Source organism: Rhodococcus sp. NPDC056743, assembly GCF_042790355.1.
Lineage (GTDB): Bacteria > Actinomycetota > Actinomycetes > Mycobacteriales > Mycobacteriaceae > Rhodococcus_F.
Map to the genome: position 1 here is coordinate 156,239 of NZ_JBHTZI010000012.1, position 20,784 is coordinate 177,022.

A 20,784-nucleotide genomic window follows, 5' to 3' on the forward strand; every position below is an offset into this window, starting at 1 on the left:
AGTGCCGGGCCGTTGTGATCACACCAAGTTACGTGATCACACCAAGTTACAGCGGGATCAGGTTGTGCTTGCGCGGGTTCTTGAATACCACCTTGTCCTGCAACAGCTTGAGCGCCTTGCGGATTTCGAGGCGCGTCTGCGAAGGCTCGATCACGGCGTCGATGTATCCACGCTCGGCCGCGATGTACGGCGTAGCAACGAACTCGTTGTAGAAGTTGATCAGCTGCGCCCGCACGGCAGGTGCGTTGTCGCCGGATTCGGCCAGCTGACGGCGGCCCATGATGTTGACGGCGCCCTCGGCGCCCATCACCGCGATGCGAGCCGTCGGCCACGCGAGGTTGATGTCGGCACCGAGCTGCTTGCTGCCCATCACTGCGTAGCCGCCGCCGTACGACTTGCGAACCACCACAGTCACCTTCGGCACCGTGGCTTCGAGGTACGCAAAGAGGAAGCGTCCGCCGCGCTTGATGACGCCGACCTTCTCCTGCTCGACGCCGGGCAGGAAGCCCGGTGTGTCGACCACGAAGACGAGCGGGATGTCGAACGCGTCGCACAGGCGCACGAAGTGTGCGGCCTTGTCCGAACTGGCAGCGTCGAGTGCACCACTGAGGTACGTGGGCTGATTCGCGACAACACCGACGGGACGGCCGTCGACGCGCGAGAACCCGGTGATGATGTTGTGCGCGACCTGGGCACCGATCTCGTGGAAGGTGCCGTCGTCGAAGATCCGCAGAATGATGTCGTGCATGTCGTAGCCGGCATTGTCGGCGTCCGGCATGAAGGTGTCGAGTTCGAGGTCCGTCTCGGTGATCTCGGGTTCGAGACCCGGATTGATGAGCGGAGCCTTCTCCTGGCATGAGGACGGCAGGAAGCTCAGGTACTCACGCACCCACTCGAACGCAGCCTTCTCGTCGGGGGCGACATGATGGATATTTCCGTACTCCGCCTGCTTTCGCGCTCCACCGAGGTCGTCGAGGCTGACCTCTTCGCCGGTCACCGACTTGATGACGTCGGGGCCGGTGACAAACATGTAGGACTCTTCGGTCGCGACCACGACGTCGGTGTTGATCGGCGCGTACACCGCTCCACCGGCGCACTTGCCGAGAATCACCGAAATCTGCGGGCACAGACCAGACAACGGCTCCTGGCGCGCACCCATGTTGGCGTACCACGCGAGCGAGGAAACAGCGTCCTGGATTCGGGCTCCACCGGAATCGTTGATGCCGATGACCGGGCAACCTACTTTGAGAGCAAAATCGTTGACAGCGGCGACCTTCCGGCCGAACATCTCGCCGGCAGCGCCGCCGAACACCGTCTGATCGTGCGCGAAAACAGCGACGGGACGTCCGTCGACCGTTCCGTGGCCCGTCATGACGCCGTCGCCGTACGGATTGCCGTCGCCCGCCATCTTCACGAGCGCGCCGATCTCGATGAAACTACCTGGATCGAGAAGCATGTCGATGCGTTGACGCGGCGTGCTGTGGCCCGCCTCGTCGCGCTTGGCAATTGCCCGAGCCGAGCCGGGTTCCTTTGCCTTCTCCAACTTTTCGCGGAGTTCAGCAAGCTTCTCCGCGGTGGTTGTCGTCACTTCTGAACTCCGGTTTCCGCTGCTTTGGTCTGGGCTGTCTCGATCTGGGCCAGCTTTGTGGTGAGGTCTGCCGCAACCTTCGAGATATACGGCTCGTCCACGATCTGCAGGTGATCCCCGCCGATGTAGACAACCTCGAGGTTCTTCACGTACGCGCCCCAACCGCCGTCAGCCTTACGGGTTTTGAATGCAGGCTCGAGCGTTATCAGTTCGTCGTGGTACTTGTCCGCCATGTAGATCACGACGTCGCCGTCGTAACTCTGGAACTTGGCGGTTTGGATGGCGCGGTTGTCCAGGAACGACGTCCGCTGATGCTCGATGATGCCGCCGGGAATCTTGACGCCACTCAACTTGATCATGTCCATGAGGAACTGCATCTGATCTTCATCGGATTCGATGTCGGCCAGAACATCCACGGGCAGTGGAACATCCAGGTTGTACGTGCGCTTCGCGAAGGCTCCGTACCGCTCCCAGCGCTTACGCCGCTCCTCCGTGGTGTCCGGAGTATCTTCACCGGCCATGACGGTGTCGAGCATGGCAACTACCCGCACATCGGCACCCTGCTCGCGCAGAATGGTTGCAACGGCATACGCCAGCACGCCGCCGAGCGACCAACCGCCCAGAACGTACGGTCCGTCGCCCTGAATCTCCCGAAGCAGTGGCACGTACTCTGCGGCACGCTTCTCGATCGGGCCCTCGGCACGCTCGAACCCGTACATCGGCGTTCCCGCAGGCAGACGCTTGAGCAGCGGTTCATACGCGACGGTGGATCCACCAGCCGGGTGGAACACGAATACCGGTACGGCAGCGGAACCTTCGGGCCGGGCGCGCAGAACACGCACGACGCCGTCGATCTTGCCCGCGTCTTCGAGGTACTGACGCACAACATCCGCGAGCTCTTCGATCGTGCCGGAACCACGCACGTCGTCAGCGGTGACTTCGCCGCCGGCCCGCTCGGAAAGCCGGACCGCCAGCTTCTGTGCAGTCTCGTCGTCGACGGTCGGCAGCGCATTGAAAATGCCCTTGGCGGACTTTCCGGTGACTACTGCCCACGTCGCAAACGTCAAACGCTCAGCGGCATCTCGCGGCGGAACGTCGGAACCGGCGTCGTCAGCCGTACCCGCACGCGAAGGATCAGCAGGTTCGAGCGCAGTCGGGACCGGCAGTTCCACCGACACCTCGGCCGGAGCAACGTCCTCGCCGGCTGCGTCCCCTGCCGATGTTTCCACTGCCAACTTCTCGGCAGCTTGCTGATCTGCCATCGCCTGAACTTCCTCACGGTTCTCGATGGCGTAGCGCAGGTACTTGTTGACCTCGAGCAGGCTTGCGTCCTTGACTGCCTGAAGCTGCAGTTGCGGAATGTCGAACTCGTACTCGACGCGGTTCTTGATGCGCATCGCCATGAGCGAATCGAGACCCAGTTCGATGAGCGGAACCTCAGCCGGCAGATCCTCGGGCGAGTAGCCCATGGATTCCGCGACAACGATCCGCAGGCGGTCGTCGAGGCTCTGCGAACCCTGGGGATCCCATTTGTCGCCGGCGTCTTCGACTACCGCGGTGAGGGCTTCCATCGGAGCGGCCGGACGAGCCGGTGCGGCTACGACCAGCTCGGGCAAAGCCTCACCGGAGGTGACAACAGCGTCGAACAGCAACCGGAAGGAGCCGTTCTCGCGGGCATGCACCTGCACCGACGCGCCGCCCGGATGCGGGTTGAGCGTGGTGGTGACCGTCGTGGCGCCCGCAATCTCGCCGTGTGGCACGGCAGCGGTCAGCGTCACGTCCGAAAGAACCTGAGCTGCAGCGGCAGTCACCAGAGCAGCCAGGTCGGTGACGACGGATGCGTCGGCTTCCCACACGTGACGGCCGTCGGGAAGAGCAACGTGCGAACCGGGGACGCGTCCCGCGCCACCCGAGTTGACCCGAACGTCGAGCCAGTACGGCTTGCGCACAAAGGCGGTGCGCGGGAGAACTGCGAATTCACCTGCCGGAAGCAGAGATTCGAGATTCACCGCGTGGCCGTGGACGTACAGCTGAGCCAAAGCCGACAGAACGCCGAGAGGCTCGTCTTCCTTACGCTTGAGCGTCTGGATGAGCTGCATATCGTGCAGACCGGCGTCGAATGCCGTTGCGGCAACGGACATCAGCGTCACCGGGTTGGGGGCAAGTTCCACAAACGTGGTGTGGCCGTTGGCAACCGCCAGACGCACAGCGTTGGTGAAGTACACGCTGTGGCGCAATCCCTTGACCCAGTACGCTTCCTGGTGGATCGGCTCGTGGCCGGCCTTGTAGAAAGTGTCCTGATCGACGGACGAGTAGACGCCCACCTTCAGCGTCGACGCTTCGATACCGGCCAACTCGGCAGCCAACTCGCCGAGCAGCGGATCAACCTGCGACGTATGGCTTGCGCCCTTGGTCTGCAGAACGCGAGCCATCTTGCCGTCGGCCTCGGCGGCGGCGACAATTGCCTCGATATCGGGCTGCGGCCCACCGATCACCGTGTGCGTCGGTGCCGCGTAGACGCAGACCTCGAGCTTGGGATACGTGGGGAGCAGCGCTTCGATCTCGGACGCGCTGTACTCGAGCAGAGCCATCAGACGGATGTCGTCACCGGCCAAAGCGCCCTCGGCTTCGCCCATCAGACGCGAACGCGAACAGATAACGCGGACAGCATCTTCCAGGTTCAAGCCACCGGACACATACGCTGCCGCAGCCTCACCCATCGAGTGCGGAACAACAGCGTCGGCATCGGCGCCGTGATGACGCAGCACTGCCGCCAGGCCGACCTGAATGGTGAAGATCGCAACCTGAGCGGTTTCGACGTTGTACTCGAACGAATCGTCGAGGAACATCTCCGCCACCGAATACCCGGCCTCGTCCTGGATCAGCACGTCGACCTCGTCGACGGCCGCCTTGAACGCCGAGTTCTCCAGATACAGCTGCTTGGCCATCTTGCGGTGCTGCGAACCGAAGCCCGAGAACACCCACACTGCGCCCTTGGGCGACGGTGCGTCGGCCGAGAACACACCGGCAGCGGGCTTTCCGGCAGCAACGGCGCGCAGAGCGCTGATGGCCTCGGAACGAGTCTTGACCACTACGGCGGCGCGCGAGCGGCCGTGGTTACGACGCGAGAGTGTGCGCGCGACATCCACGAGCGACGTCGTGCTGCCCTCTTCGGTTTCGAGCCAATCGGCCAGATCAGCGGCAGCGCGGCGACGACGCGACGGCAATGCGCCGGACACTGCGAGCACAACTGCCTGATCTTGCGAGAGCCCCATCGACTCGGCTGCGTCGGCAAGAACTCCCGCAGCTTCAGTCTCGACATCCAGATCAGCATCATCAGCCGCGGGAACGTACTCACGAACAACGACGTGCGCGTTGGTACCACCGAAACCGAAGCCGGACACACCGGCGATGGCCTTGCCGGTGTAGCGAGGCCAGTCGGTGGCCTCGGGTGTCACCTGCAGGTGCGCCTTCTCGAAATCGATGTGTGGGTTCGGGCCGAGGTAGTTGAGCGTCGCGGGAATCGTGTTTTCCTGCATCGCCAGGACAACCTTGATCAGGCCGGCAGCGCCGGCTGCCGCCTCGAGGTGCCCGAAGTTGGTCTTTGCACTGCCGAGCAGTGCCGGCTTGTCGTCGTCACGTCCACGCCCGACAACCCGGCTGAGCGCGTCGGCCTCGATCGGATCACCGAGATCGGTGCCCGTGCCGTGAGCTTCGATGTAGTCGACGGTGCTGGGCAGAATGCCGGCGTCGCGGTACGCAAAACGCAGCACGTCGGCCTGAGCGTCCGGGTTGGGCGCGAGCAGTCCGTTGGAGCGCCCGTCCTGGTTGACGGCGGAACCGGCGATGACCGCAAGGATGGAATCTCCGTCACGCTCGGCGTCTTCGAGACGCTTGAGCACAACAAGTCCGCCGCCCTCGCTGCGAACGATTCCCTGCGCCTGCGCCGAGAAGGCGCGCAGTTTTCCGTCGGGAGCGAGCATGCCGATCTGATCGAACCCGAGAGTTCCGGGAGGGGCCAGCAGCATGTTGATGCCGCCGGCAAGTGCGATGTTGGAATCACCGCTGCGCAGCGAGCGCACAGCCTCGTGCACTGCGACCAGCGAAGACGAGCACGCGGTGTCCAACGCGATGGACGGCCCGCGGAAATCGAAGAAATACGAGACACGGTTCGCGACGACAGCTGTCGACGTTCCCGTCAGTGCGTACGGGTGCGCGTTCGTGGGGTCGCTGACCGCGAGCAGCTGGTAGTCGTTGGCAGAACTGCCGATGAAGACACCGACCTGCTTGCCTTTGAGATCGCTCGCGGGAATGTGCGCATGCTCGAGCGCTTCCCACGTCAATTCGAGAGCGAGGCGCTGCTGCGGATCGACGTTGACGACCTCGAGCGGGGACATCGCGAAGAACTCCGCGTCGAATCCCTTGACGTCGTCGAGGTAGCCGCCCTTGGTGTTGGCGTTCTCGATCGCGGCCGCGAGCGCGGGATCGGACTTGAATTCGGCCCAACGATCGTCCGGCAGGTCACTGATGCCGTCGCGGCCGGCGGCCAGCATCTCCCACATCTGCGACGGTGTATGTCCGGCGCCGGGGAAACGCGTCGACAAGCCGACGATGGCGATGTCGTGAGCGTCCGTGTTGCCGCCTGACGCGTAGTACGACGCGTCGACGCTCTCTTCCGGCACCTCGGACTCACCCTCGATGATGCGAGTAGCCAGTGACGCGATGGTCGGGTGTTGATACGCAACGGTCGCGGTCAATGTGATTCCGAGCAGATCCTCGATGTCGCCGCTCAGGGCAACCGCATCACGTGATGCGAGCCCGAACTCCTCCATCGGACGATCGTCCGTGATCGCGCCGGCCGGCTGACCGGTCGCGTCGGCGATCCAGTTGCGCAACCACTCGCGGAGCTGCGCAGCGCTCATGTTGACACCGCTGCTCATGTCGACACCGCTCGCATCACCAGCAGCGCTCACGTCTACGGAACTGTCCTGCGCACCATCTTGTTCAACCATCAACTCACCAAGCTACCGATCATGAAGGGGATATTCCTCAAACGCTATCGGGGAATGCCGTCTGCTGATAGCCACCACGCAGCGTTCCCTCGATGTAGCTTGCCTTGCACGCGCGGCGGGCGATCTTGCCGCTGGACGTGCGAGGAATGGAACCGGCCGGAACAAGCAGGATGTCGCGTGCGGTCACACCGTGACGAGTCGAAATCGCGGCGCGGACCGTATCCGCGATCGGCTGCGGGTCGGCTTTACCGGCGCCGGGCGCACGCTCGGCGACGATGACCAACTGCTCCGAGGAATCGTCGTCGTCGAACGACAGACCCGAGTGGGAATTCGAGAAGACGACGGCAGGCAACTGGTTTGCCGGAACGGCAAACGCCGCGATGAATCCCGGACGCAATGCTGGGCTGGCGTCCTGAGCGGAAGACTCGAGATCCTGCGGGTAGTGATTGCGGCCGTCGACGATCACGAGGTCCTTGACGCGACCGGTGATGTACAGCTCGCCGTCGACGTAGACGCCGTAGTCGCCGGTACGCATCCAGTGGGCGTCCAACGGCAGATCGTCGGTGTGGCTGTCTTCCGGCAGGCGGTTGATCAGGGTGTTGTGGAACGTCTCGGCGGTCTCTTCGGGGCGACCCCAGTAACCGACACCGATGTTCTCGCCGTGCAACCAGATCTCACCGACGTGATTGTCCGGAACCTCGGTCTGCGTTTCGGGGTCGACGATGGCGGCCCACTGGCTGCGTGAGACGTATCCGCACGACACCTGCGCGATGGCGTTGTCGGCGTACTGATCGACGAGGACCATGCGGCCGTTGTTGAGTTCGTTGCGGTCGACGTAGATGACCTTGGCCTCGTCGGAATGCTTGGTCGAGGACACGAAAAGCGTCGCCTCGGCCATGCCGTACGACGGCTTGATCGCCGTCTTGGGCAGACCGTACGGCGCAAACGCTTCGTTGAACTTGCGCATCGACGCCGTCGTGACCGGCTCACTGCCGTTGATCAGGCCGATGACGTTGCTCAGGTCGAGGTTCTCGCCGTCCTTGGGCAGACCACGCGCAGCGGCATGCTCGAAAGCGAAGTTGGGGGCGGCCGCGAAGGTGCCTGCGCCGTCCGACGCCGCAGCGAGTTCCTTGATCCAGCGGTTGGGCCGCTGAACGAAGGCGCGCGGGCTCATGATGGTGATGTACTTGCCGCCGAACGCAGGCAGGATGACCGTCAGCAGACCCATGTCGTGGAACAGGGGCAGCCAGGTGACGCCGCGTGAATCTTCGGTGAGCTCGATGGAGTCGACCATCTGCAGTGCATTGGTACCGACAGCGCGGTGGGTGATCTCGACGCCGGCCGGAACTCGTGTCGAACCCGACGTGTACTGCAGGTAGGCGATGTCGTCGAAGCCGATGTCCGGGCGAACCCAGGTTTCGCCGACGGTATCGGGAATGGCGTCGACGGCGATGATGCGCGGGCGTTCGGCGGCGGGCAGCGAACGGAACAACGCACGGACGCCGGCGGCCGAAGATCCGGCAGTCAGGATTGCCGACGGCTTACAGTCCCCGAGAACGGCGTGCAGGCGATCGGAGTGGCCGGGCTCGTCCGGATCGAAAAGCGGAACGGCGATGGAACCGGCCTGGATTGCCGCGAAGAACGAAATGACGTAGTCGAGACCCTGAGGTGCCAGGATCGCCACGCGGTCGCCAGGCTTGGTGACCTGCTGGAGGCGGGCGGCAACAGCGCGCAGACGCACACCGAACTGGTGCCACGTCAGCTCTTGCGCTTCACCGTCACGCTCACGCGAGTAATCGATGTAGCGGTACGCGAGCTCGTCCGCGTTCACACGCGAGTGTTGCTCGACGTAGTCGACCAGAGTGAAGCCCTCTTTCAGGCGAATCCGGCCCTTCTCGTCGAGAAAACCATCGAACAGCGCGTTCATTCCATCTCCTCCGAAGCGATCACACAAGCATTTTTGGTCATGCTTGCGCCCCAGACTTCCTTCGCTCTCTCGGGTATATCGTCAATCAATCGAATCGCACTACGTGCGCAACTCACCTGAATCTCTTCATCGATCCCAAACCATCGATATGTTACAGATCGGCATCATCCGCATCGCCGCGCGTGCTCGGCCTCAGCGATCGTGGCGAGCGAGGAACCGATCGACGCGATCCCGCCCAGCTGAATCGACGCAGCCGACTCACGCTCCTCGAAAGTGCCACTTGCCAGGCACGGAGAGCCTGGCGGCTCCGTGGCGCCGCGCGTGCGCTCCACGGCAGCAGCCCGCAAGATGCCATGACCTGGAGTTGTGATCATTCCCACCCTGCAGAGAACTGCGAGCCGGGGCGCGCGGCGCGCACCAAGGCTATGGGTGGAACCCATGAATCACTCCTCCGTTGTCAACAGGCTTGAACATCCGAACTTACTCGCCAGTCACGTTCGTGACAGCACTTTAGAGGACGAGGCGAGCAGTGGTCGCACTTTGCCACGACCAATCCAGCAGAGTACCTGCCTACGCACCCCAACCCGACAAAAAGGATCAACTGTGTGGCGGCGTCGGCGCACCGTTGATCTTGTCCGCTGCCCACTGTGCCATCCATTGGGTCGCCGTCGTGCCCTCCGGATCAACTTGGAAGGTGTTGTACAGCGCATGCACAGGATTGTTGTAGTACTCCGTCAAGCGAGGCAGCGACGTCAGAAGGTTTCCGGGATTCAAGGCTCCTGCCGGTGCGTCACAGATACCGTCACTCGGTGCACAGATCTGATAGGTGCGATCGTTCAGTTTGCCGAACCCACCCTCACGGGCACCCGTCATCGTCAGACCTGGCAACTTCAAACCGTTCAGCGACAACTCGGCACCCACGCCGGCAACGCTCGGGCCAACGGTGATTCCGTACGCGGGATCACGACGCCCGTCTGCGATCAAACCGACGCCGAGCACAAGATCCGCCGGTACTGCGCCCGTACCGTTGCCGATACTCGCGGCAACGTCACCGGCGATGACCGCGCCCTGCGAAAAGCCGGTGAGCACGTAACTCGTCAGCGGGCACTCAGCGTGCCGCTGCACCAGAAAGTCGTTGGTGGCAGCAGTTCCCGCAGCCCGGCTGTTGTTGTACGACTGCTGCCCGTCCGGCGGAAACGCCACCGGATTCGAGAACTGTGCAACATACGGAACCGTGTAGACGTCCGCACGTGAAGCGTCGAACTGATTCTGCAACGGCCCCGTGACGTTGAGCATCAACGAAGCCGGATTTGCCGACGGCGCGTACGGGTCGTCGGTCGCGCTGGACTCCCACGTTCCGGGGATGGCAACTACCTGGACATCGGGACAACTAGCCGGCTGCGACGCCGGCTTCTCCGGTCCGGGTGGCAACGGCTCGGGTGTCGGCACCCGCCCGGCAAGGATGTACCAACCGCCGATCACTACGGCTGCGACCACCAGAATGATCAGCAGCGGGATCAGGCAACCCCGACGCTTTCCGCCTCGCGCCATCATTTATTTGCAGAATGTGGCGTTGGCGACATCGATGTAGACCTGAGCATTCGCGGTGGCCTGCTCGGACGTGATCGCGGTGCCATCCGTCGACGCGGAACCCACAACGGCCGTCACCAGAGCAAGGATTTCCTCGTCCGACGTTCCCTGGACGTTGGCGGCGCAGATGTAGTTAGCCGTGTTGACCGCGATGCTGCCGTCACCCTCCGGCGTAATTCCCTTGGCCTTCAGACCGTCGAGGAACGCTTGCGCTTCGGGACTGACCTCTACTTCTGTCGGGCCCGGGAAACCCTCGATGCTCTGCGGCTGCTCCGGCGGAGCCGTGGCTGCCGCTCCGGGACTGGTGGGCGCTGCGGATGCCGTTGTGGTCGCGCTCGCGGATGCCGAACTGCTCGCAGCCGACGATGATGCCGCGGCGGACGTCGTGGGCGGAGTGGAGGTGACCGTCGAGTCGTCACTTCCACAAGCGACGAGCATCCCACCGGTGATCAGTGTCAGAGAGCCCACTGCGATCGCGCGCGCAAAAGTATTTCGGTTACCCGAGAAAAGCGACATCAATGTCCGTCCTTGCCTTCAGTCGAAAGTCCATCATCAGGTTACGCAACGCACAGCGGGCAGGCACCGATCCGTGATCGGGCCCGCCCGCCGTGCGTTGTGTGTCGTACGTTGCGTCCTACTGGTGAATCTCGGTCTTGCCGTCGATCACGGTGATCCAGCCGAACTGGAAGTTCTGCTGATTTCCACCGGGGATGTCGAACTTGTCACTGAGCGGATATCCGAGCTTGCCGGTTTCGTAGCCGACGCTCTTCCATCCGTCGAAGATCGGGCCGTTGGCGACGGACCAGGCGCCGGTCGCGGGGCTCCAGTAGATGTTGCCGCCGTCGAATTCAGTGAAGCGACCGTTGTCCTTGATCGCCACCTCGTTGGACTTCGGGAACCCGAGCCATCCGTTTTCCCAACCGAGTTCGCCGTACTTGCCCATGATCATGCCGAGCACGGCGTACGTGCCGTTTGCACTGTTGTACATGGCGCCGATTTCGAAGCCCTGCACGCTGCCGGCCTTGCCGGGGGTCGCGATCTCCGCTGCGGTGGGGTACTTGAGCGGACCACCTTCGTAACCCTGTGCGGCCCATTCGGAAAGGATCGCTCCGCGGACGGCGTGGGCGCCGGTCCACCAGGTCCAGTAGATGGAGCCGTTCTGGAAGTGGTTGAACCGTCCCTGACCGTCCGGGGTTCCGAGTTCAGGGGTGGTCGGGAAGCCGAGCGGACCGGCAGCTGCACCGGTGTTCATGTATTCGCCGGCGATACGGCCCGCAATGGGGTTCGCACCCGTGGCGGAGGTCCAGTAGATGCGACCGTTGCGGAAGTCCTGAGCCAGACCACCCGCGACGCTGTACTCGGCGGTGACGCAGTCACCGATCCAGCTGTTTGCCGCTGCAGTTGCCGCAATGGCACCCGAAGCGCCGCACGCCGGCTTCTCGACCTCGGTGCCGAGCGCGTTGGCGAGCTGCGGCCACAGCTGATGAAGCTCGAACTGCCAGTACGGCCACGAGTGCGTGCCGGACGGACGGTAATTGATCTGCGCGGGAATGCCGAGCGAGTTGAGCTTGGTCGCAAACGTCTGCGAGGTCAGGCGCGCAAGAATCTCGAGGCCCATGCCGGCGTAGTTGGTGCTGACACCGGGGATTCCCGACGGCTGATCGTACGGTCCGGTGGTGCCGCTACCGCTCGACACGTACAGGCTGACGCCCTTGAGCTTGTCGGCCTGGGTGTACGGATCGTGGGCAGCCCACTGCGGGTTCGACGGCGGGCCCCACATAGCTGCGGAGTTGAACTTGCCTGCGTCGTTCATCGCGAACTGGATTGCCTGCGGCATTCCGAGGGACGTCGTGGTGAGGATGCCGGAGAGCGACGCGGCGAACTTGAAGAATCCGGGGTTGCGCGCGGCAAGAGACATCGCGGCGGTGCCACCCATGGAGAGACCGACCACTCCGCGGGTCTGCGTTGTGCGCCAATCGTTCTCGAGGATGGACGGAAGTTCCTTGGTGAGGAACGTTTCCCACTGGTAGAACACACCGTTGTCGGCTTCGAGCCAGTCGGAGTAGAAGCTGGACTGTCCACCGACGGGGAGAATCACGTTGACGTTCTTGTCCGCGTAGAACGACTCGGCATCGGTTTCGGCGGTCCAGCCGTTTTCGATGTCGGTGGCGCGAAGGCCGTCGAGCATCCAGACGGACGGGAAGGTGGCCGACGGGTTCACGTTCCAGTCACGGGCCAGAAGAATCTGAACCTGAATGGGGATTCCCATCGACGGGGAGTTGATCCAGAGTGCGACCCGGCGCTCGCTGAGCCATTCGACCTTGCCGACGGTGGCGCCGCCCTGGTTCTGGGTTGCGGCGGGCGCGGTGAGAGCCGGACTCGGCGCAGCGGCAGCGGTGCCCGCCGTGGTCAGGCCTGCTGCGATCGGCAGAACCAGCAGAGCTGCCAACGCTCCGACGACCTTGGTTCGATAGGTCCCGGAGGACCGTCTGCGGTCCCTCTTGGCAAGGCCTACTCGCATGAGTTCACTCTCTTTCCCTTACTTCCGGTCCGCGTGTCTTACTACCCGGCGTCTCACGTACTCGGTGTCTCACGTACTCGGTGTCTCACGTACTCGGCGTCTCACGTGTTCAGTGCCTACGCGGCGAGGCATCTCTGCCTCGCACACCACCTCGGCGACCAGAGCCCTGTCGAAACTCTTTCTACACGGAAACGACTCCGCCTAGGGGTAGCCGCGCTGTTACTGGTGGTGCAATTGTTACCGAAGTTCCTGTTTACGGCATCCCCAACCAAACAGAAGTGCCGTCCCGGTCTTCCTTGTCGGAAGTCCGGAACGGCACTTGTCTGTATTAAGTCTTGCGGTGAAGCATGGTCACCAGGCGTTCATGGTGTCGAGGATCTGGCCGCGGGCCTTGAACAGTTCCTCGGACCAGTATGCCCACGAGTGGGTGCCGTTGGACGGGAAGCTGTAGGTGGCCGGGATGCCGAGCGTGTTCATCCGGATCTGGAATGCGCGCGTGTTGGCGAGTGCAAGTGCTTCGAGGCCCATGGCGTTTGCCGTGTTGTAGTAGCCGACCAAGCCCTTGGGGTTGTCGTACTTGCCGGTCAGACCACTTGCTGCGGAGATGTACATCGACAGGCCCTCGAGGCGAGGAGCGAAGACGAACGGGTCGTTGCGCAGCCATGCCGGGCTCCACGGGGGTCCCCACATGGAGTCGACGTTGAAGCGGCCGGCATCGAGCATCGCGACGCGGATCGCTTCACGCATACCGGGAGCCGAGATGTTCAGGTAACCCGACAGCGAGCCGGCGAACTTGAACTGGTCGCGGTGGTACGCAGCGAGAGTCAGTGCGGCGCTGCCACCCATCGACAGGCCGAGGACAGCGTTGTTGTTGCGCGAGACGCCGTAGTTCTCGAGGAAGTCAGGCAGTTCTTCCGTGAGGAAGGTCTCCCACTTGTAGGTCATCTGCTGACCGTTGAAGTTCGAGGGTGCGTACCAGTCGGTGTAGAAGCTGGACTGTCCGCCGACCGGCATCACGAGGGTGATGTTGTCGTTGCGGTACTGCTCGAGAGCGTTGGTCTCGAAGGACCACGCATTGGCGTCGTCACGAGCGCGGAGGCCGTCGAGCAAGTAAAGGGCAGCGTTTCCGCCGCGAGCGGCCCACTGGACCTGAACCTTGATGTTGCCCATCGTGGAGGGCACCCACAGTTCTTCGAATCCGCCCCACGGCGCGGTCTGGACCGGCGCAGCGTGCGCGGGAGCAGCGGTAGCAACTGCGCTACCGGCGACGCCTGCGGCAAGGGGAAGCACGAGTGCTGCCGCACCGATGGCAAGTGCTCGGTGCTTGAGGCGCTGTGTCAGCCTCGTCGGGGCAAATCGCATGGATACTGCTCTCTCTCTTCGTCTGCGGTAGCTACCCCCGACAAGGGGAAGTACCGACGGATTCCGTCGGGGAACAGGTATGTGCGCCAGCCTGGACAAACCAGACTGGCAGCGGACCTCGTTCCAGTCACACTGCGCTCGGTGGACCCTATGTCACAGGTTTGGTTGTGACAAATGGATCTCGGCCACCGGGCGCTTCTCCCCTGGTGCTCACGGGAGCATTTCGGGTAGGTGAATCGTCTTCGGATACATCGGCGCCGATCACGGGAGCGTTACGGGATCGCAACATGATTTCTCCGACGGCATAGTGATACGCGTCACTTTTGGGTTTCAAGTGGCACAAGACCACATCGCTGTAGTTCGTAGGCGGGCACTCGATCGAACCGATATTTTGCCAAGTCGAATGCCTGACGGAAGTTCTGCTTGAATCTCGCCCACGTCAACTCACTGCGGTAGGAGGTCAGCAACTCCTGCGTTTCCGGGCAGGTCAGCGCCAGCTTCGCGTCAGCTACCCATTCCTCGTCGAGGAAGAAGGGCAGCCACGGATGGACGTCGACCATCCCGGTGTCGGCAACCACCCAGTCCGGATACAGGTTCTTGTCGTGACCGATACGGCCGTCTTCCAGCCTCTCCGTGTGCGCGGCGAGCGGGTACGCCAACCCCATCTGATCGAGCACGCGAACGTCGAGTCCGACATTCATGCTTGTCATACCGAGGTTCAGGAAGAAGACGACATGCTCGCCCGATTCGTCGATCGGCCCTGGCGGCGGAACGACGAACCACGCGTTGTAACTGGGAGACGGAATGAGTAGTCCACCGTCCGGGGTGTCTGCGATGGTTTCGACCATTGCTCGCATCCAGGGGTAGTCGAGGTAGTCCTCGGCTCGGATCGGATGCTCGTGACCGGTGTTGAGGGCGTAGAACGCACGCTCGTCGACGATGCCCGAGCGTCCGACGATCGATCCTTCGGGCATACCGGTCGTATTGGCCGCGGCCGCTGCCCACACGATGGTCCCCAACCACAGCACTGCAGAGACGCCGAAGATCGCGGTGTCCCGGTTCCGGCCGAATGCCGTCCGCGCCGGAACTCGCAGCGGAATAACCGCCACCGGGATCAGAAGGCAGAACAACACCGGGAGCAGGACGCGACCGTGCATGAAGTCGCCACCGACTCGAACCGAGTACACACCCAGAATCAGCCCGCTACCGAGAATGAACGTGACAACAGCGCGCGGGGTGCGCAACCACGCCTGCAACCGCACCCAGCGTGAACCTGAAACCGTCTGGGGCGCGGACATGCGCTCGGCCTTGTTGATCGCAAAGAGAACCAGCACACCGGCCAGGAGGAACAGCAACGGCAACCACAGCAGGTAAGGCCCGACGAGATTCCACAGGTAGGCAAATCCTTGAGACCACTTTGCGCCGCCTGCATCCTTCGAGACCGCGGTGTTGGGGTACGGAAGCCCGTAATAGCCCATGCGCCAGATCTGGTACGCCACCGGAACGAGCCCGGCGACAACCACGATCAGCGCGCGGACCGTCCACGTCAGGCCGGCGGAGACGACGATCATCATCAGCGCCAGAGCACCCGGGATCGCCATCTCCGGGCGCACGAGTGGCCCGAGTCCGGCAACAAAGGAAAGAACCAGAATCGACACCGTCGACGGCACTGACGCCTGGGCCCACCGAACCATCAGTAACCACAGCAGCGCGATCCAGAAGATCACCAGGCACGTCTCGAGTCCGGACGTCGCAAAATCTCGGGCGGGCGGCACGGCAATGTAGACGAGAACACCGGCAGGAACGAGGAAAACCGTCCCGCCGACGCCTGGGCGCATATCGCGGTACAGGCGGGCCGTTCCGAACATCGCCAGGACCACGGCCGCGGTCGTGAGCACCAAAGCGATTGCGAGGACGACATATTCGAGTCGGATCTGTGTCAGCCAACCGAAGGCGTAGACGATGTACGTCCACGCGGTACTCGTATTCGCTTCGACGCGTTCACCGGCGTTGAAGACGGGGCCGTTACCGGCCAGCAGATTGCGCACTGTCCGCAGGACTATGAGTCCGTCGTCGGCGATCCAGCGACGCTCCCACGCACCCCAGAACGTGAGGACGGCAGCAAGCACCACCCCGCCGAGGAAAACTACTCGGTTAGGGGTGGTGCTCGGTGCCGCGGTGTCGGCGACCTGGTCGGCTTCGGTGGCCGGCTCAGACGATGTAGACAGCGACACCCACTACTCCGATCCACGCCACTGCGAGGAATTGCAGAACCCGGTCACCGAGCGCGATTTCCTCGGGCTCACCGGCTTCGCCGCCGTCGACGTCCACGGCGTATCGCAGCACGGCAACGGTGAAGGGGACCATCGAAATGGCGTACCAGTTGGTGCCCTTGATGTCGTCCTGTTGGAAAGCCCACAGTCCGTAGCAGAGGACGAGTGCCGTCGCGGCCATCGTCCACACGAACCGCAGGTAGGTCATCGTGTAGCTCTCGAGCGACTTGCGGATCTTGGCGCCGGTGCGTTCGGCCAGTTTCAGTTCGGCGTACCGCTTTCCGGCGGCCATGAACAGTGAACCGAATGCCATCATCAGCAGGAACCACTGCGACAGTTCGATCTCGGCTGCCACGCCACCGGCTATGGCGCGCAACAGGAATCCGGACGACACGATGCAGATGTCGATGACGGCCTGATGCTTCAAACCGAAGCAGTACGCAAGCTGGATGACGATGTAGACGCCCATGACCACGGCTAGTTGCCAGTTGGCGAAGAACGAGAGACCGATCGAACCGGCCAGCAGCACCACGGCCATGCCGTACGCGATGTTGACGGGCAGAACTCCGGCCGCGATGGGGCGGAAGCGCTTGGTGGGATGCGCTCGGTCTGCCTCGACGTCCATCGCGTCGTTGACGAGGTAGATGCCGGACGCCGCCATGCAGAACACGACAAATGCCAGCGCGACGGGCAAGAGCACGTCGGCTTCGGTGGCGGTGCCGGCCGCGATGGGCGCGGCGAGCACAAGAACGTTCTTGACCCACTGACGCGGGCGGAGCGCCTTGACGATGCCGGCGGGCAGGGACTTAGGGGGTCCGCTGACCGTGGCCGCTTCCTCGCTCATTTCTCTCCATATTTCTGTTCGGCCTTATGCACCAGCGCCGCGGATGCGGCGCCCAGTGCCGCACCGGCAAGCACGTCGGTCGGGTAATGAACTCCCAGAACCAGGCGTGAAAGCATCATCGGGGGCACAAGCAACGCCGGTAAGGGTAGCCCGGTGAGTCGACCGATCAGGACAGCCGCCGCCGTCGTCGACGTGGCGTGCGAGGACGGGAAGCTCAGCTTGCTCGGCGTCGAGACGTTGACCTGCAACGACGGATCGGACGGGCGTTTGCGCCGTACGACACGCTTGATCACGACCGACGCGGCGTGCGCACCGAAGGCACCGACGGCAGCGCCGGCCCATTCACGGCGACGCGGCTTGTCGACGGCAGCACCGACGGCGGCAATCGCGATCCACCCGAGGGAGTGCTCACCGAAGTGGGACATACCGCGGGCAACCTTCACTGCTCCCGGCACCTGCCCGACGGTGGACTGGATTCCGGCCAGAATCCGTACTTCAGGAGATGCCGAAGACACGTTCCCACCTTTCCGTGCTGGTCAGTGAAGGAACGGCATCCTGGTACTGCTTCTTCAGTTCGGGGAACCTGGCCGCGAGTTCGCGGCGCAACCGGGTGGCTTCCTTGAGCAGTTCGAGTGCCTGCTTGGGATTGCGCTTGCGGTAGACGACTCCGCGGCCGTCGGCGGTGGTGACGGTGACGCCGTCCACCTGCGAGAGCAGGAACCAACGGGCGTCGATGGTCGGCACGTTGAGCTGGGGGCGCTCGAGGTGTTCGGCCTTGGCCGGCTTCACGTTGTGCACGGCTGCCCGAAGTACGCGGGTCACCTTCGCGACGGTGGTGAGCGGCAAGCTCACATCGCCGACGTCGGCACCCGACGGCAGTGGCAGTTCCGTCGAGGACGGCAGCACGACAGCGTCGGAGAATTCCTTGCGCTGCGCGTGTACCTCGCCGAGTGCGGTCGGCAGCATGTTCGCGACGTGCTCAGGACCGGCGAGGAAGTCGGCGATGGCCTTGTTCTGGATTGCGACGGTGGAGTATTCGAGGCACAGCAGGTGCTTGAGTGTTGCCTTCACCGTGTTGACCACGAGACCGCGGCCGTTGCCCGGCATGTGCAGTGCGGCCACGACAAGACGGTTGCGGAGGTGGAAGTACGCCTGCCAGTCGATGGCGTCGTCCTTGTCGCTCCACGCCATGTGCCAGATTGCCGCACCGGGCAACGTGACGGTCGGGTAGCCGGCTTTCTTTGCGCGCAAACCGTATTCGCAGTCGTCCCACTTGATGAAGAGCGGCAGGGGCTGCTTGATCTCTTCAGCAACCTGACGCGGGATCATGCACATCCACCAGCCGTTGAAGTCGACGTCGATGCGGCGGTGCAGGAGCTTCGATTCGCGCAGCGGCTTCTTCGAGAAGTCGTGGTCGTATTCGACGTTCGGCGCTGCGGTCCACATGAAGATGCCGCGGTTGACCACTTCACCCATCACGTGGAGGTGGCTGCGTTCCTGCAGGTTGAGCATCTGGCCGCCCACCAGCATCGGCGATTTCGCGAAACGCGAGAAGGACAGGGCACGCAGGATCGAGTCTGGTTCGATCTCGATGTCGTCGTCCATGAACAGGATGTGCTGGCACGACGTGTTCTTGAGTGCCTCGTACATGATTCGGCTGTATCCGCCGGAGCCGCCGAGGTTACCCTGATCGTGAATGGTGAGCCGATCACCAAGCGCTGCAGCAGCTTCGGTGAATCCGGGCTCGTCGCGCACCTTGCGGGTGCCCTGATCCGGCATGATGACTGCCTTGATCACGTCGGACACCAGCGGATCGGATGCCAGGGCGGCAAGCGCCTTCACGGCGTCCGTCGGGCGGTTGAACGTCGGAATACCCACGGCGACAGTCGCTTCGCCGGGAGCTTCGACGGGGGCGTACCAGCCGCCGCTCTCGACAACGACGGCCGAATCGGTGGTGATGTCGAACCAGATCCACCCACCGTCCTCGAAAGGCGCCAACTCGACCTCGAACTCGAGACCGGCATCGCCGTCGTGGAATTCCTTGCCCTCCACGTGAATACGCGAGGAATCCGCCTTGGAACGGTAGATGTCGACGCGGCCGTGGCCGGACAGTTCCAGACGCAGGACCACCGATTTCAGGATGGACCAGCGTCGCCAGTAGCTTGCGGGGAAGGCGTTGAAGTAGGTGGCAAACGAGACCTCGGTCTCGGCGCCGAGCGCTACCGACGTGCGCGAGGTGGAGTGTGCCCGTCGACTGTTGGACCAGGACTCTTCCAAGTACAACGTGCGGACGTCGAGCGGTTCACCGGCGCGCGGCAGGATGATCCGCTGGAGCAGCGACTTACCGAGGTAGGTCACCTCGTCCCCGGCGTCGACGTTTTCGCCCTCGAGTAGATGACGTGCGTTCATTCGCTCTCCCCTGCCAATTCCGCACCCGATTCCAGATGCGGACGCAGGGTGTTCTCGAACATCGTCAGTGCGCTGGCGATAGCCATGTGCATGTCCAGGTACTGGTAGGTGCCCAGGCGGCCACCGAACAGCACCTTGTTGTCCGCGGTTTCCGCTTTGGCGCGGCTGCGGTATGCGGCGAGCTTGTCGCGATCCTCCGGCGTGTTGATCGGGTAGTACGGCTCGTCGGTCGACTCCGCGAAGCGTGAGAACTCGCGCATGATGACGGTCTTGTCGGCCGGATACTCGCGTTCCGGGTGGAAGTGGCGGAACTCGTGGATGCGGGTGAACGGGACGTCCGCGTCGTTGTAGTTCATGACCGGGGTGCCCTGGAAGTCGCCGACGGGGAGAACTTCGGTCTCGAAGTCGAGGGTGCGCCAGCCCAGCTCGCCTTCGGAGTAGTCGAAGTAGCGGTCGAGTGGGCCGGTGTAGATGACGGGCGCGTCAGGGTTGGCGCTGCGCAATTCGTCGCGGACGTCGAAGTAGTCGGTGTCGAGACGGACCTCGATCTTCGGGTCCGTGACCATGTTCTCGAGCCACGCGGTGTAGCCGCCGACGGGCAGGCCCTCGTACGTGTCGTTGAAGTAGCGGTTGTCGAAGTTGTAGCGGACGGGCAGGCGGGCGATGTTCGCCGCGGGCAGCTCGGTGGGGTCGGTCTGCCACTGCTTGGCCGTGTAGTCGCGCACAAAGGCTTCGTACAGCGGGCGGCCGATCAGCGAGATCGCCTTCTCCTCGAGGTTGGAGGCATCCTTCGCATCGATCTCGCTGGACTGCTCGGCGATGAGCGCGCGCGCCTCGTCCGGCGTGAAGTACCGGCCGAAGAACTGCGACACGAGACCGAGTCCCAGCGGGAACTGGTACGCCTGGCCCTTGTGCAGCGCAAAGACACGGTGCTGGTAGTTCGTGAATTCGGTGAACTGGGTGACGTAGTCCCACACCTTCTTGTTGGAGGTGTGGAACAGATGCGCTCCGTACTTGTGGATCTCGATGCCTGTCTCCGGCTCGGGCTCGGAGTAGGCATTGCCACCCAGGTGGTGACGGCGATCCAGAACCAGCACTCGCTTACCCAACTGGGTGGCGGCGCGCTCGGCGATGGTCAGCCCGAAGAATCCCGAACCGACGACGATGAGGTCGTACTGAGCAAGGGCGGTCTCTGAATTTGCAGCGGTCACGATGAACCAGGGTATCGGACATGATCTACCGGGGGCGTATTAGCAGT

At 63.2% G+C, this 20,784-nt stretch carries 13 protein-coding genes; all 13 read right to left on the reverse strand.

Annotated elements, in window-relative coordinates; genetic code table 11:
- Positions 1-46: 46 nt before the first annotated feature.
- Entirely contained in the window at positions 47-1,588 is a 1,542-nt protein-coding gene (locus ACFRFQ_RS26650; protein WP_378664510.1) for an acyl-CoA carboxylase subunit beta, read from the reverse strand.
- Positions 1,585-6,510: a polyketide synthase Pks13 gene (gene pks13, locus ACFRFQ_RS26655; protein WP_378664661.1), complete on the reverse strand. Its 4,926-nt coding sequence runs from the start codon at positions 6,508-6,510 to the stop codon at positions 1,585-1,587. The genes ACFRFQ_RS26650 and pks13 overlap by 4 nt, the downstream gene beginning before the upstream one ends.
- Positions 6,511-6,637: 127 nt before the next feature.
- Positions 6,638-8,527: a long-chain-fatty-acid--AMP ligase FadD32 gene (gene fadD32 / locus ACFRFQ_RS26660; RefSeq protein ID WP_378664512.1), complete on the reverse strand. Its 1,890-nt coding sequence runs from the start codon at positions 8,525-8,527 to the stop codon at positions 6,638-6,640.
- Positions 8,528-8,691: 164 nt separating this feature from the next.
- Entirely contained in the window at positions 8,692-8,967 is a 276-nt protein-coding gene (locus tag ACFRFQ_RS26665) for a hypothetical protein (RefSeq protein ID WP_378664514.1), read from the reverse strand.
- 157 nt (positions 8,968-9,124) lie between these two features.
- Positions 9,125-10,078 (reverse strand): cutinase family protein, encoded by a 954-nt coding sequence (locus ACFRFQ_RS26670; RefSeq protein ID WP_378664663.1) that lies wholly within the window; start codon positions 10,076-10,078, stop codon positions 9,125-9,127.
- 3 nt (positions 10,079-10,081) lie between these two features.
- Positions 10,082-10,633: a DUF732 domain-containing protein gene (locus ACFRFQ_RS26675; protein WP_378664516.1), complete on the reverse strand. Its 552-nt coding sequence runs from the start codon at positions 10,631-10,633 to the stop codon at positions 10,082-10,084.
- A 118-nt stretch (positions 10,634-10,751) separates the two neighbouring features.
- The gene (locus ACFRFQ_RS26680; RefSeq protein WP_378664517.1) at positions 10,752-12,638 is read right to left on the reverse strand and encodes an alpha/beta hydrolase-fold protein; all 1,887 of its coding nucleotides are present in this window, start codon (positions 12,636-12,638) and stop codon (positions 10,752-10,754) included.
- A 351-nt stretch (positions 12,639-12,989) separates the two neighbouring features.
- Entirely contained in the window at positions 12,990-14,000 is a 1,011-nt protein-coding gene (locus ACFRFQ_RS26685; RefSeq protein ID WP_378664520.1) for an alpha/beta hydrolase, read from the reverse strand.
- Between the two features lie 317 nt (positions 14,001-14,317).
- A complete protein-coding gene (gene zomB / locus ACFRFQ_RS26690) occupies positions 14,318-16,234 on the reverse strand; it encodes a flagellar motor control protein ZomB (RefSeq protein WP_378664521.1) in 1,917 nt (638 codons plus the stop codon).
- Positions 16,212-17,117: a decaprenyl-phosphate phosphoribosyltransferase gene (locus ACFRFQ_RS26695; RefSeq protein ID WP_378664523.1), complete on the reverse strand. Its 906-nt coding sequence runs from the start codon at positions 17,115-17,117 to the stop codon at positions 16,212-16,214. Before ACFRFQ_RS26695 ends, zomB begins: the two co-directional genes overlap by 23 nt.
- Positions 17,114-17,632: a phosphatase PAP2 family protein gene (locus ACFRFQ_RS26700; protein WP_378664525.1), complete on the reverse strand. Its 519-nt coding sequence runs from the start codon at positions 17,630-17,632 to the stop codon at positions 17,114-17,116. Before ACFRFQ_RS26700 ends, ACFRFQ_RS26695 begins: the two co-directional genes overlap by 4 nt.
- Positions 17,613-19,526 carry a glycosyltransferase gene (locus ACFRFQ_RS26705; RefSeq protein WP_138871359.1) on the reverse strand — a complete coding sequence of 638 codons (1,914 nt, stop codon included), beginning with the start codon at positions 19,524-19,526 and terminating at the stop codon, positions 17,613-17,615. The genes ACFRFQ_RS26700 and ACFRFQ_RS26705 overlap by 20 nt, the downstream gene beginning before the upstream one ends.
- A complete protein-coding gene (gene glf, locus ACFRFQ_RS26710; protein WP_378664527.1) occupies positions 19,523-20,737 on the reverse strand; it encodes a UDP-galactopyranose mutase in 1,215 nt (404 codons plus the stop codon). The genes ACFRFQ_RS26705 and glf overlap by 4 nt, the downstream gene beginning before the upstream one ends.
- Positions 20,738-20,784 lie beyond the last annotated feature (47 nt).